Annotated in this window: 13 protein-coding genes; 7 read left to right on the forward strand and 6 right to left on the reverse strand. The window is 38.1% G+C overall.

The genetic code is table 11. The annotated features are described in order from the left end of the window. Positions 1-190 precede the first annotated feature (190 nt). The 3 genes from MHB58_RS16215 to MHB58_RS16225 all read left to right on the forward strand — a co-directional run bounded on the left by MHB58_RS16215 (position 191) and on the right by MHB58_RS16225 (position 3,451). A complete protein-coding gene (locus MHB58_RS16215) occupies positions 191-1,438 on the forward strand; it encodes an MFS transporter (RefSeq protein WP_340735611.1) in 1,248 nt (415 codons plus the stop codon). A gap of 59 nt (positions 1,439-1,497) precedes the next feature. Further along, on the forward strand, positions 1,498-2,694 hold the full coding sequence (locus tag MHB58_RS16220) for a M20 family metallopeptidase (RefSeq protein ID WP_340735612.1): 1,197 nt from the start codon (positions 1,498-1,500) through the stop codon (positions 2,692-2,694). 283 nt (positions 2,695-2,977) lie between these two features. Then, a complete protein-coding gene (locus tag MHB58_RS16225; protein WP_340735613.1) occupies positions 2,978-3,451 on the forward strand; it encodes a DUF2062 domain-containing protein in 474 nt (157 codons plus the stop codon). Positions 3,452-3,577: 126 nt separating this feature from the next. Here MHB58_RS16225 and MHB58_RS16230 read toward each other — a convergent pair whose 3' ends face one another. Further along, positions 3,578-5,077, reverse strand: coding sequence for an S-layer homology domain-containing protein (locus tag MHB58_RS16230; protein ID WP_340735614.1), 1,500 nt, complete (start codon positions 5,075-5,077; stop codon positions 3,578-3,580). 352 nt (positions 5,078-5,429) lie between these two features. Between MHB58_RS16230 and MHB58_RS16235 the strand changes: the two genes are divergently transcribed. Next, positions 5,430-6,047, forward strand: coding sequence for a GGDEF domain-containing protein (locus MHB58_RS16235; RefSeq protein WP_340735615.1), 618 nt, complete (start codon positions 5,430-5,432; stop codon positions 6,045-6,047). Between the two features lie 314 nt (positions 6,048-6,361). Here MHB58_RS16235 and MHB58_RS16240 read toward each other — a convergent pair whose 3' ends face one another. After that, entirely contained in the window at positions 6,362-6,847 is a 486-nt protein-coding gene (locus MHB58_RS16240) for an AAA family ATPase (RefSeq protein WP_340735616.1), read from the reverse strand. Between the two features lie 272 nt (positions 6,848-7,119). Between MHB58_RS16240 and MHB58_RS16245 the strand changes: the two genes are divergently transcribed. The 3 genes from MHB58_RS16245 to MHB58_RS16255 all read left to right on the forward strand — a co-directional run bounded on the left by MHB58_RS16245 (position 7,120) and on the right by MHB58_RS16255 (position 10,308). Further along, a complete protein-coding gene (locus tag MHB58_RS16245) occupies positions 7,120-7,362 on the forward strand; it encodes a hypothetical protein (protein WP_014822855.1) in 243 nt (80 codons plus the stop codon). Between the two features lie 846 nt (positions 7,363-8,208). Continuing rightward, a complete protein-coding gene (gene uvsE / locus MHB58_RS16250; protein WP_340735617.1) occupies positions 8,209-9,174 on the forward strand; it encodes a UV DNA damage repair endonuclease UvsE in 966 nt (321 codons plus the stop codon). A gap of 264 nt (positions 9,175-9,438) precedes the next feature. Continuing rightward, positions 9,439-10,308 carry a polysaccharide deacetylase family protein gene (locus MHB58_RS16255; RefSeq protein WP_340735618.1) on the forward strand — a complete coding sequence of 290 codons (870 nt, stop codon included), beginning with the start codon at positions 9,439-9,441 and terminating at the stop codon, positions 10,306-10,308. Between the two features lie 135 nt (positions 10,309-10,443). On the opposite strand, the gene MHB58_RS16260 is transcribed toward MHB58_RS16255, so the two are convergent. From MHB58_RS16260 to MHB58_RS16275, 4 genes are all read right to left on the reverse strand, one after another. Next, positions 10,444-11,196: an SDR family NAD(P)-dependent oxidoreductase gene (locus MHB58_RS16260; protein ID WP_339263089.1), complete on the reverse strand. Its 753-nt coding sequence runs from the start codon at positions 11,194-11,196 to the stop codon at positions 10,444-10,446. Positions 11,197-11,366: 170 nt separating this feature from the next. Beyond that, the gene (locus tag MHB58_RS16265) at positions 11,367-12,047 is read right to left on the reverse strand and encodes a YfjL-like protein (protein WP_340735619.1); all 681 of its coding nucleotides are present in this window, start codon (positions 12,045-12,047) and stop codon (positions 11,367-11,369) included. A gap of 1 nt (position 12,048) precedes the next feature. Next, complete coding sequence (locus tag MHB58_RS16270) at positions 12,049-12,597, reverse strand: zf-HC2 domain-containing protein (protein ID WP_340735620.1); 549 nt, start codon at positions 12,595-12,597, stop codon at positions 12,049-12,051. Beyond that, complete coding sequence (locus MHB58_RS16275) at positions 12,594-13,088, reverse strand: RNA polymerase sigma factor (protein WP_065216798.1); 495 nt, start codon at positions 13,086-13,088, stop codon at positions 12,594-12,596. Before MHB58_RS16275 ends, MHB58_RS16270 begins: the two co-directional genes overlap by 4 nt. Between the last annotated feature and the right edge of the window lie 58 nt (positions 13,089-13,146).

The raw sequence follows: 13,146 nt of genomic DNA on the forward strand, positions 1-13,146 counted from the left end.
TTGTTTGTCTGCACATGTGCATGACATTTCTGAAATTATATAATATTCAATAAATATTGAATATAGAAAACGCTTACTTTTTCTTGATTAAACAATTATCATACTCGAAAAATTGTTTATTCCAATCGTTTTCTTATATTCATATCGCTACATTCACATTGGATGAGTAAATTTCAGGGGGAGGTTATTTATGAAAAATGAACAAGTTCCTAATAAAAAGAGGCACATAATACTTTCACTGCTATTTTTAGGATGGTGTTTATCCTATCTTGACAGAATGGCAATGAATGTCGGAATTGTGGAAATTGCAAAAGACTTTAATCTTAGTCCGTCTGTAATGGGTGTTGTACTGAGTAGTTTTTTTGCCGGTTATGCATTAATGCAATTACCTGGGGGGTGGCTTGCCGATAAATTCGGTTCCAGAAAGGTCATTGTGATCTCCATTGTTTTATGGTCTTTATTTACCGTTTTTACCGGCATGGCCTGGTCTTTAATGTCGATGATTATTATTCGTTTCATGTTCGGTCTTGGTGAAGGCGGATATCCTGCTGCAAGTTCAAAAGCAATAGCAGATGTCTTTCCAAAGAAAGAACGGACAAGTGCCCAAACGATTATGATGTCATCGAATTCACTTGGAGGTGTGATTGCTCCTTTAATCGCCACTCCGTTACTTGTATGGATCGGCTGGCAAAACCTCTTTTTCGCGATTGGAATTTTAGGTCTCTTTGTTGCAGCCCTACTCTGGTATTATTTAAGTCCGCAAAATATGCAGGTAGAACTAGTTGAGGAAGAAACAGTTCAAAAAGCATCCTTTAAAGATGTGTTAAAAATTCCTACAAGCTGGCAGTTGGCCATTATGTGGTTTGGCGTAAGTACGGTCATTTGGGGGCTTATCTCATGGATGCCGCCATATCTTGTAGATGTGAGAGGCCTTGATTTGATGTCAATGGGGATGCTGACATCCATTCCGGCTCTGGCTGGTGCTATAGGAGTTATCGTCGGCGGACAGCTGATTAAATCTTTATTAATGGGAAAAGAGAAATACCTTGCGATTATAAGCTTTATCATCATGATCGGATCTCTTTATTTATTATTCAATGCGCCGTCAGTCACTCTCGTTATTATTTACCAATCCATCTGTATGCTTTTCCACGGACCAATTGTAGCGATCATCTTCAGCCTTCCGCATAAATTATTCTCGAAAAATGTGATTGGATCAACTTTTGGAATGATTAATCTTGGCGGAATGATTGGAGCATTCCTCGCACCAATGGTTATGGGCTATTTAATTGAAGTATTTGATGGAATTTATGCCTCTGCATTTCTGTACATCATTGCCTGTGCAGTTTTAGGAATCATCGCTGCAGCCGGTCTAAAACCGAATCGACCTGCTTCGGGCAGAAGAAAGCAGGAAGCTCAAAACTTAGAAACGATTTAAATACCGAATGGACATGCATTGATCAGCCATGTCCATTTTATAAATAGGGAGATTATCAAATGTTATTAGACAATTTAATGAAAAGATTAGATGAAAAAAAGGAGCGCATTATTGAAATCCGCCGCTATCTCCATGAACATCCGGAGCTTTCCTTTCAAGAAGAGCAGACAGCCAAGTATATTCAGGAGTTTTATGTTGATGTTCCGGTCGATTCGGTTGAAACAAACTTTGGGGGCGAACGTGGTGTCGTTGTAACGATTCAAGGGGCAAAACCAGGAAAAACAATTGCCATTCGTGCTGATTTCGATGCGTTGCCGATCCAGGAAGAAACCGGTCTGTCTTTCGCTTCAAAAAATGAAGGGGTCATGCATGCATGTGGGCATGACGGTCATACAGCCTATATGCTCGTTTTGGCGCAAACGTTGGCGGAGTTTAAAAATGAATTAAAAGGTACGATTAAAGTAATTCATCAACCCGCTGAAGAAGCGCCTCCAGGTGGTGCGATCGGAATGATCAATGCAGGTGTACTGGATGGCGTTGATGCTATCATCGGAATCCATGTCATGAGCAACATGAAGACAGGTCATATTTATTACAGAAGCGGCAACACGCAAACAGGCAGATCCTATTTTAAACTTGTCGTTCAAGGTAAAGGCGGACATGGATCATCCCCGCATCTTGCAAATGATGCAATTATTGCCGCAAGTTCATTTGTCATGAATCTGCAAACAATCGTCAGCCGCCGCATTAACCCATTTGATACAGCGTCCGTTACGATCGGAAATCTGGACGGGAAAGGTACCTTTAACGTGATAAAGGATTCCGTGACAATCGAAGGTGATGTTCGTACAATGACCCCTGAAACCCGGGAAATAGTAGAAGCTGAAGTTCGTGCTTTTACCGAAGGGTTGGAAAAATCATTTGGCGTCACATGTCATCTAGATTACCTCAACGACTACCCTGTTTTGAATAATCATCCTGTAGTAACGGAACATGTACGTCAGGCTTTGGAGCTGGCAGCCATTCCTGAAGTGGAGGCCGTTTTAGAAACACCGCCACTGCCGCCTTCAGAGGATTTTGCCTATTATCTTGAAAAAGTACCGGGCTGTTTCTTCTATGTCGGTGCGATGCCAGCGTCAGGTGAAGTATATCCGCATCATCATCCTAAATTTGATATTAATGAAGAAAGCCTTATTATAAGTGCCAAAGCAATGGCTGCTGTTATCGCTTCTTACTGTGACGGAAACGAAAATTAGAAAAAAGCATAGATCCAGTACACTACCCGCTTATGCCTCTATGCAACTGTTTTATTAAATGTTAGCCAAAAGTGCCCTCCTGATTTTTCAGGGGGCACTTTTGCTTGTAATGTTCGACTTAGACAGATAATGTATAATTTACAATCTACTCCTCATAAAACATTTTATTCATTTAATACAATAGCATAAGAATTTTCTTACGTTCGGTATAATCTGTCTATAGGAGACACATCGGTATTGATTGTTACCGTTGCGATGAAGTACTTGGAGAGGATAGACATCTATGAAAATAACGCGAATCATTAAATATAATTTACTCCGGCTGTTTCGGCTTAAATCTGGTCCCCATCAAGTTGCGTCAGGGGTAACAATTGGGTTTATTCCTAGCTGGTTTCCTACATTCGGACTCGGCCCCATTCTTTCCGTCGGGATGGCACGGTTCCTAAAGGCGAATACCGTTTCCGCACTTGTCGGCGGTGTCCTGGGAACGTTTATTTGGCCACTGCTTTTCTTTTTAAATTATAAGGTCGGAAGTTTACTACTCGATCGAAATACAAAAGTCGATGAACTCGATGAAGTAGAGTACATAGATGCAATTGAACATACATATACAGGTATTGTGAGTTCTCATTCTAGTGGATTTATATTTCTAACAGGTGCCATGTGCAATATAGTTATCTCCTCGATTGCCATTTACATCATGGTATATATCATGTTTAAGACGTACCGAGTGAGGATTTTAAATAGAATTAGGTGATGATCTCACATAGCACTTGCCTTTATTTAACTAAAAAGACTAGCAAATAAGGGTATTTGCTAATCTTTTTAAATTTTCTTTCTCCATATTTTGAGTAGTGTTTTTTATAGTTTTATTTTGGCCTGATCAGTAAGGAGGTGTCCTGTATATTCTAACGCTCGAAATGGAACCGATTCGCTCTACTATTACATTAATACCTATCCAGTCGTTTAAGTAACACCATGTTTCATCACAATATTTTTCGGTTACCTTATGTTCGAAACCAATAAAAACCTCGCCTTCTTTTTGACCTGCAGCGTGGGCACGAAACAGATTAGTACCTGGATCTCTCGTAATAGTGGCAATCTGTTCTGCATCTTTCGTCTGTATTATATGCTTGCCTATGTTGTAGTCAGCCCCCATATCGTATACATCAGAAATGTTTTCTTTCACTGTCCTGACGCCATAGTAAAAATCCGAATCATGTGATTTCACTTCGATTCCGTACCGTACTTCTTTCCCATCAGCAAAAAGAACAGTGGCGATATACTGGCCGGGCTGATCGATATCAAAACAAATAGATTCATCATACATACAATATTCAAACTCGATATTGTTAGACAACAGCTTTCCGTCCATCGTAGAAAGGGATACGTTCTGAACCACTTCTCCAGGCAATTCACCCTTACTATTTAAAAGCAATAAATTTACTGTTGTCGGCAAATGATCATCTGTTTCCTCCAGTGACAGTTTCAGCTCACCATTTTCTTTTTGAATATGCACATAATATTTTTTATAGACCGTACTGTTTGACTTTGAACCAGTTACAACTAGCGTGCCAATCCCCTCCTTTAATGGAACGAACTGAATACTACCTTCTCTTACGCCTGTCGGTAGCTCTTTACCTTTCACTAAAATTCCGTCAAACACTCTCGTATCATTCTGATCAGTCTTTATATACCTAATATTATCCAAACCAATGTCACTAGCCTCCAGCGTAATCATCGTTGGTTTCATATCTTCAGTTGCTTTCAACATTTTGGCTGCTTGTCCCCTTGTGATAAAAGCATTCGGGCTGAATTTATCGGGAGATGTTCCACTTGCGATGCCTAGCTTGTAAAGAATTAGAATATTAACGCCATGAGATGGTGGGTAACTATAAACTTCTACATCTTTAAAAGGATTATTGATAGAATTGTTATTGTCGTTATAGCGTGGCAGATCGAACGCTTTAACAAGGATCGAAGCCATCTGTCCCCGCTTAATAGAATCGTTCGGCCCGTAATGACCGTCTCCATAGCCACTGATAATACCTTTTTCCGCCAGCGCTGCAATCGCTTTATAGTAACCGTTCGCTGGTGTGACATCATTAAACCCGGGATTCTTCACGGCGGACATATCTAGTTTGATCATTTTTGCAATAATCGCAGCTGCCTGTCCTCTCGAAATGGTGTTACCGGGTTTGAACGTACCATCCGGATACCCTCCGATAATATTACGCTCCGCCAAATCATAGACTGCTTCGGCAAAATGCTTTGATGATGGAACGTCCGTAAATTTCTTTGTACTTGCGGCAACTGTGCCAGATAAAGGCAGGCTACACATCAGTAAAAGTACACTCAGCAGTACAACTAGTCTATTTTTCATTTCCTCGCTTCCTTTCTCTTCATTTAATAGTTTGGGGTTTCACATGCCTCTACAAATTACTGCAACTACGAACGCAAAAAAACCTTTAAACCAGTAGTGTGCTGTACTGACGGAAATATTGGAAATTAGTTTCATATTTATTCAACTTCTTGGAAACTTCAAAATTTCCAGGCAAACTGAAATGGGCTAGTAGCTATATGCGAAATCTTTTATAGAAATACAGTTATTTCCTATATTGTTTCTAGTTAGAAAATTCCCCACCTTTTACTTTGCAAAACCCTATTACTGATATAAAATTACTTTTTAAAATAAAGATAAAAAAGGTGATAAGATGCCCTACAGGGGAAGAATATTGGCAGTTGGAATTGTGCTCTTATTTAACATCATCCGTTATTTCTACTATCATCAGTATTTGGCCTTGCCTTTTAATTGGACATTTTTTATATTAACGGCTATTTTTTTGAGTATTGCCTGGTCGGGTGGTAAGCAATTTGATAAGGCCAAGTACCTGTCAGAAAGAGACCCGTTAACCGGTACATATAACCGGCGAATCGTAGAGCAATACTTTTACAAGGCTGCAAAGATATGCGATATAAAGAAACAATCATTAGTGGTCATCATGCTGGACCTCAATAAATTTAAGGAAGTAAACGATGAATACGGTCATCATAAAGGCGATGAACTGCTCGTGCAAGTTGCCGCAGCATTAAACAAATTTGTTGGGAAACATGATTTAGTTGCAAGATGGGGTGGCGATGAATTCGTTGTTCTCGTTGACAATATGAAAGAAAAATCAGCCGACGATTACGTAACAGAACTCCAACGAGCGATTACACTGGAAAGCGTGGAGAACTTCCCGAATGTTAAGGCTTCCGTCGGCTATGCCATTTATCCTCAGCACGGAAAAAGCTTTCAGAAACTTATCCAGGAAGCGGATGCATACATGTATCAGGATAAGAAGGACAAGTAACGATGATGTTCGTGATTTCACAACAGCCCCTTATTTTGTCAGGGGCTTTTATTAATTTATAGGGTTCAAATGCATGAATTAAAAATGAGCCCGGTACAATACCGGACTCACAATGCATCTTTCGCTTCGGAAATGATCCTCCTTAAGCTGAAGTTCGCCTAAGTACGCCGATTCTTCAATAAAAAAAGGCCTAGAGTTTTTATCTCTAAGCCTTTTTGATGTATTAACCCTAATTCCAATCAAGCGACAGCTGTTGAGAATTGGATGGTTTTTTATTGGCTGTTTCAGTGCTATTAAGCTTATTGAAATTCCTGTTATTCCTCTATAATATTTAACCCTTCGGAAGCTTTTGGTGCTTCAAAAAATTTAGTAACATAAAGAAACGTCTCTACTGTATCGAAAGCTGCTCTTTCGGGTTGTTCCTTACGTCGTTGTGCAATTTGCCGTAAGCATTGCTCATTATTTAAATTCAAGTAAATTAGTTGGTGGTTTGCATTGATTTCCAATACTATATCCAAAAACCACTTTCGCTGTTTTTGAGTGTTACCCGGAAAATCCATCACTACATTAGTCCCAACACTTAATATATTTTGGACAAGTTTCTTTACCATTGGCTTGAACTGAGCTGAGAATTTTAGATAGTCCTTAAATGTTGAGATCTGATTGGGATAAAGAGTTGAAAGCCATTCATCCTCAGATAACAGTACCGCTTGTTTTTCTATAGCCAATTGTTTAGATTTAGTTGACTTTCCTGCACCCATTTTTCCACAGAAGAAGTAGAGTGTTCCTAATTGTTTCATATTTTTATCCCCCGTACTTATTTTTTTGGTTGTTGCGCCCCTTGAAAAATTATAATTTACTACCTTGTTTACATAGCTATAGTAACTGTCCTCTTTAAGTATAATTCTTCAGTTTCAATTATTCATAGAACCCTATAATCTTCGCCCAACAATATGGCAATAAAATGAAAAATATGACTGTAATAAGCCTTAAGTCTTAATTTAGATAACCTAACCATATTACCTTCATTCACATATTGTAATAATGAACCACTTTTAAAGGAGGTGTTTCTATGAATAATCAAAATAGTATTGTTGGAATTTTCCTTGGATTTCTCACAGGTGTAATATGGCTGCTACTATCCTTATTAGGGTTCATTACTGATTTTTTGGTATTAATCGGTCTAGGTGGAGCTCTTGGAAATATTTTAAACATTCTAATTGCGTTAATTGGCTTCCTAACCTTTATTTGGTTCGGAATATGCCTATTCAAGAAAGCGTGGCACTATTGCAGGGGGCATAAACCGGGATGCTAATGGATCATTATAATCTTGGCAACACCATTTTGTTGAGGCATCTAATAATTCAAATACCTGCTGACAGTCTTTAGTAATAGGCCATTTTTTATCATTTTTTAAAAGACCAAATCACATATGATTTGGTCTTTTAAGCTTATTCCAATTTCGGATTTTTTTATTCTCCCCCACTAGCGTTTAATCTGCAACGTCTACTTTTAACGAATATAGCGTTAAAGATCAACAATCAATTTGTAGTAATGATTAAATGTACTTCTTGCTTAAGCAGTCTTACTTAACATCTTACATAACTATTCAGGGCAAGTATCCCCTATAGCTTTTTCCCTAAGCATAAACTGGTTATATGTCTAATTTTCAAAGGAGTGTATCTTGACTGATGCGAAATATGGAACAAATGCATTTTGACCAAAATACTAGAGGGATTCAAAATTGTTTATACCGCTTCACGTATATGTGGCTTAGGAACAATGACAACTTTTGGTTTTACTTAACAGCTGTCGGAGAATCAAGAGTTTATGGTTTTAGATTTTTCGGTGGAAGATGGAATCAATATTCGATTGCTTTAAGTGATATTGTTTCCTACCATTGTTCTCCCCCAACTCCAACTTTATATTAAAGAACTGCTCATAAAGGAAAAAACGGCCTTCATATATCTGAAAGGCGGTTTTTTCATTAGAAATTGAATTATTTCTTCTTATTCTCAAAAATAGTTATTAAATTTATTAAAAGGCACTCTTCATCTGATTAGAAAGAAAAAAAGGAAAAAATGCGATTTATTTTAATCGGAATGCAGTATTGGATAATAAATTTGTCTACTACCATACATACTACAGTTGAGGTGGGTTAATGACGATTGTACGATTAGGATATGTTGCGATGAGTATGGAGCTAAAAAATGCTTCTCCGTCTCAAACGATGACGTTTACTCAATTTCAAAAAATTATTGATCGTGAAGCGGCGATACGAAAATTAGAGCGGATTGCACTAAAAAATTTAGAAAACACATTTAGGCTATTAAAACATAATGTCTTTAAGGACATTCATTTCTATCGCTTAACATCTCGATTGATTCCTCTAGCTAACCATGAAGAACTGCCTGATTGGAATTATATAAAACCCTTATTAGAGAAGTTAACTGAAATTGGTGAGTACGCAACGAAACATAATATACGAATTGATTTTCATCCTGATCATTTTGTCGTTTTGAATTCACCTAAAACAGAAGTAGTCAAAAACTCTTTAAAAACGTTAAAGATGCATTATTTATTGTTAAAGGGAATGAAAATCAATCCGACACACCGATGTGTTCTTCATGTTGGTGGCAACTATAAAGATACCGAGAATTCTTTGGAGCAATTCGTTGATAATTGGATGGATGTTCCAAGAGCAATTCAAAAAATGATTATCCTTGAAAATGACGATACTTCTTTTACAGTTGATGATACGCTATATTTGTGTGAAAAATTAGAAATACCTCTTGTATTTGATTATCATCACCATCTTGCTCATCATTATGATGAAAAATGGGATGATAAGTGGAACCGAATTGTAGCTACTTGGAAGGATTCCCCGTTGCCAATAAAAATGCATATTTCAAGTCCTAAAAGTGAGAGAGAATTCCGCCATCATTCTGATTATGTAGAGGTAGACATGTTTTTCAGATTTTTAAAAGAAATCAAAGGAACAGTACCGGAAATACATTGTATGATTGAGGCAAAAAAGAAAGATGAAGCGTTATTTCATTTGATGGAGGAAATAAAACTTCTTGAAGATGTTGAAATCATTGATGGTTCATCTTTTTATTTAAAGTGACAATAACTGAAACTTCTCATAGAAAGAAGCCTAAATGTTGAAGGAAATCTACAACAAGCCCCCACCTCCATTAGTGTTGGGGCTATTTGACGATCCCCATCATTTATAATCGGACAAGCTCTTTCCTCTGGACTCCTAAGGTTATGAATGAAAACGGATCTAACATTCGAAATTACTTTTAAACAATTATGAGAAATATAAACACATTTAAGTTAGGATAGCCCTCTCTAAAAGGGGCATCAATATAAAAAAGGAGGTGAATGGATGAAAGAACGAATAGTCAAGTGGTTGTTGGTTACAGGGTTTATATTTTGTTTGCCTATAACAATTATCATGAGCGTTTATGCGAACGAGGGACACTTGGCAGATGGTGCAAGGCAATGGTTGAAAGCTGACTTACAGGTTAATGCGGAACAAGATTTATCTGACCATATAGGAGTAACTAAGATTTCCGTGCGGGATCCTGAGCAGCCTGTTGACCTAAGAATTCTACAACAACGGTATCCAGAAATGTTTTTCTTACAAGGTCCTACTGATCAAAAACGAATTGCTTTAACTTTTGATGATGGTCCTGATCCTCGATTTTCAAATGATGTATTAGATGTATTAAAACAGTACAATGTCCCAGCAACGTTCTTCGTACTAGGTTCAAAAGCCGTTGCTAACCCTGAAATTGTCAAGCGAATGCAAAACGAGGGGCATGTAATCGGAAATCATACCTACGCCCACCCTAACCTTGTCGAAGAAGCTGACCTCGGAACGCTTGAGAGGGAAGTAACGAGAACGGAAGATGCCCTTAACGAAATTATTGGTTACCGGACAAAATTATTTAGACCACCTTATGGCTTCCTATACAATGAATTAGTCGAGAAGCTTGGGAAAATGAACTATAACGTAATTGCCTGGGATATTGATTCGTTGGATTGGCAAGAAGATCCGCCAGAAGTTATTGCTTCGCGAGTAGTAGACAACATTCATCCAGGCGCGATTATTCTCATGCATGATGGTGCAGAATCGACTGGGGATCGAACGAATACAATCTTATCACTTCAACAAATTATTCCAAAACTGCAAGAGCAAGGCTATGAATTTGTCACAGTTCCAGAATTGTTGGGTATTCCATTTGAGAAATAAAACTGCATTTACCTGTATTACTATATCAAGCAAAAAAGACGCCTTCTTAATAAGAAAGCGTCTTTTGCATGGTTTATAGAGATATCAGGGGGTCACCCCTATATCCGTTTCGTTGTATTAATTTAATGTACGATGTTAATGGAGCATAATCGAGCCGCCATCAACCATCAATGTTTGACCTGTTATATATTTAGAGTCTTCTGAAGCTAAAAAGACAGCAGCACGTCCGATATCTTGTTCCGGATCACCGAATTTACCCATCGGAATACCTGCAAGTACCCCTTCATAATATTCCGGCTGTGCTTTCGCCCATGCTTGTACACCTTCCGAATTGGCGATTGGTGAAATCAGGTTCGCTGTAATACCATCTGCACCAAATTCATTTGCTACAACACGCGTAATACCGCGAATCGCTTCTTTCGCTGCAGCATAGGCAGCTTGTGTTTTATGTCCTTTTAATCCGGCACCTGAAGCAAAGTTAATAATATTACCACGCGTTTTCTTTAAATGTGGAATAGCAGCCTGCATTAAATACCATGTAGGATAGAAGCCTGTATCCATTGACAATGCTAAATGTTCTGGAGTTGTTTCAAGGAATGGAACTTGCTTAGAAGCATGTGCATTATTTACTAACACATCTAAACGACCATATTTCTCGACAACTTGTTCCACGACATTTTTTAGTTGATCATGCTTTGTTAAATCAAATTCAATAAAGCTAGATTGTGGTGAATGTTGCTGTAAATCCGCTAATACGTTTGCGCCGGCTTCCGGATTGAGATCAACTGCCACAACAATTGCTCCCTCTTTCACCATTGCACGACCTATACCAGCACCAATACCACCTGCACCACCTGTAATGATCACTACCTTGTCTTTTAATTTCAATACAATTTCTCCTTCTCAGAAAAACCACAAACCTAACGTGATTGTTCCCAGTATCGTTAATAAATTTTTGTTACTAACAACCTAAATATACAACTTCATCATTTTAGAGGCAAATTATCAATCTAAGTTATTATGCGCTAACTGGACTAATGCTATTACAGAAATTCGCTTTAATCTAAAACATTCAATGTCAATTCCTGATCTGGAGTAAAACCGACATACGTATACATTTCTTCTTCGTTTTCCAAACTGCGATACCCTACCTCAGTCAGATAATAATTAATGGATTCATTATTCAGTAACTCCTGTATTTCCTTACATTGTTCCAACATTTGTTCTTTTGTCAACTCGCCTTTTTCAACTTCAAGCATAATGTGCATCGGCTTGGGTGTTTTTAGCTTCGGTGTCCAAGTCTCTTTAACATTGTTGTATACTTCCACATTTGTAGTCACTGAATCAACTTGCGGCACTTCTCCCTGAAGCAGTGTTAAAATATACTGCTCTGCTTCCGTATTCAGCTTGTCGGATACCTCATTGTCTATGTTGGTTTCATGAATTGTATCACTAAAAACTTCATAGGGCTCAAAACCAGAAACATAAAACGTATAGGTAGTTTCAACTGCCAGCGAGTCCTTTTTCACCACTTCAAACTGATACGTGTCATCTGTCCAACCGTATCCTACCTGTTTAATCTCATAGTCCGTGTCCGGATAAGTTTCTTGCAAAAATGTTTCTAAGCTTTCCTTTGCTTTTTGTTTATCCAATGTATTGCCGCTCATTTGCATGTAAGCGAATACTAGGACACCTATTAATAAAACAGCGATTACGCTATATAATATTTTCTTTTTCATATTAATTTTCCTCTCTTATTTTAAGAATGCAAAAGCCGATAACAATTCCGATAAAAGTAAATATTAAATGGACAATCACGGCTGTGAGTGCGATGAGAAAACCTTCCAAAAAGCTTTCTGCATAAAAGTTACCGAACCAATCCGTCATATACAACAGACTGTTCCATATAAAATTCGGTATCCCTGCAAGCAGAACGGCAATAAGAATTGAGCGGTAAAATAAATATGTTACCGCGCCCAGTAAGGCATAGGTAAGGATAAAACCACTATTGTTATTCATCACGGTCGTCCCCATTGCCAATATAAAGGCAATCGCAATAAAGAAAATCTGTATCGTTGTCAGCTTCAGTGTGATGTTCCGAATCATTTTTTTAGAGCCACCGCCACGTTCTACTTCAACAGGCAGCGGAATTTGAGATTGTTCTGCAATCTGGCGGCACTCTTGGCAACTTTTCAAGTGTTCCTCGACAAATTGTTTTGTCCCTAGCTGAAGCAAATCTTCCTCGTATAAAGGTAAAAGATCTTGTACAATCGGACATTCCTTGTTCATAAAGTCGCCTCCATTAATTTTTGAATCTTTAATTTCAGCCGGTGAAACGTCACCCGCGCATAGTTCTCTGATTTACCAATTAAGACACCAATTTCTGCAAAGCTCAGTTCTCCATATATGCGCAGCAATACAATTTCCCTTGAGGCATCATCTAGTTTTGAAATATGATGTAAAAGTATTCTTGTGTCTTCATGGATTTCTGCTAACTCTTCTAGTGATTGCATTTCAGTTTCTGGAATCGCTGCGAGTTTTTGCATTAAGCTTTGCTGATACTTGTTTTTCCGGTAATATTTTTTTAGTAAATTCCCCGCAATCGAGAATATCCATGTCGACAAAGTGGAATGTCCATTAAAGGAGCCAATACTTTTACAGGCTTCATAAAAGGTATCGTGGCAAAGATCTTGAGCAGTCATCCGATTTCCTGTCTTAGATAAAAAAAACGCATAGAGTTTTGGATGAATTTGTTCATATTGTTCCTCTAGCTTGTTCATAACTGCCCTCACCTTCTTGTTGTTCGTAGTATTAATACCACGACCCTCTATTTCGTTA

Source organism: Solibacillus sp. FSL K6-1554, from assembly GCF_038005185.1.
GTDB classification, from domain to species: domain Bacteria; phylum Bacillota; class Bacilli; order Bacillales_A; family Planococcaceae; genus Solibacillus; species Solibacillus silvestris.

Excerpts from the sequence above, each read along its gene's own strand:
- MHB58_RS16270 (WP_340735620.1), bottom strand. The coding sequence starts at position 12,597 with ATGAACAAGGAATGTCCGATTGTACAAGATCTTTTACCTTTATACGAG.
- MHB58_RS16215 (WP_340735611.1), top strand. The coding sequence starts at position 191 with ATGAAAAATGAACAAGTTCCTAATAAAAAGAGGCACATAATACTTTCA.
- MHB58_RS16275 (WP_065216798.1), bottom strand. The coding sequence starts at position 13,088 with ATGAACAAGCTAGAGGAACAATATGAACAAATTCATCCAAAACTCTAT.
- MHB58_RS16255 (WP_340735618.1), top strand. The coding sequence starts at position 9,439 with ATGAAAGAACGAATAGTCAAGTGGTTGTTGGTTACAGGGTTTATATTT.
- MHB58_RS16230 (WP_340735614.1), bottom strand. The coding sequence starts at position 5,077 with ATGAAAAATAGACTAGTTGTACTGCTGAGTGTACTTTTACTGATGTGT.
- uvsE (WP_340735617.1), top strand. The coding sequence starts at position 8,209 with ATGACGATTGTACGATTAGGATATGTTGCGATGAGTATGGAGCTAAAA.
- MHB58_RS16265 (WP_340735619.1), bottom strand. The coding sequence starts at position 12,047 with ATGAAAAAGAAAATATTATATAGCGTAATCGCTGTTTTATTAATAGGT.
- MHB58_RS16245 (WP_014822855.1), top strand. The coding sequence starts at position 7,120 with ATGAATAATCAAAATAGTATTGTTGGAATTTTCCTTGGATTTCTCACA.
- MHB58_RS16240 (WP_340735616.1), bottom strand. The coding sequence starts at position 6,847 with ATGAAACAATTAGGAACACTCTACTTCTTCTGTGGAAAAATGGGTGCA.
- MHB58_RS16220 (WP_340735612.1), top strand. The coding sequence starts at position 1,498 with ATGTTATTAGACAATTTAATGAAAAGATTAGATGAAAAAAAGGAGCGC.
- MHB58_RS16225 (WP_340735613.1), top strand. The coding sequence starts at position 2,978 with ATGAAAATAACGCGAATCATTAAATATAATTTACTCCGGCTGTTTCGG.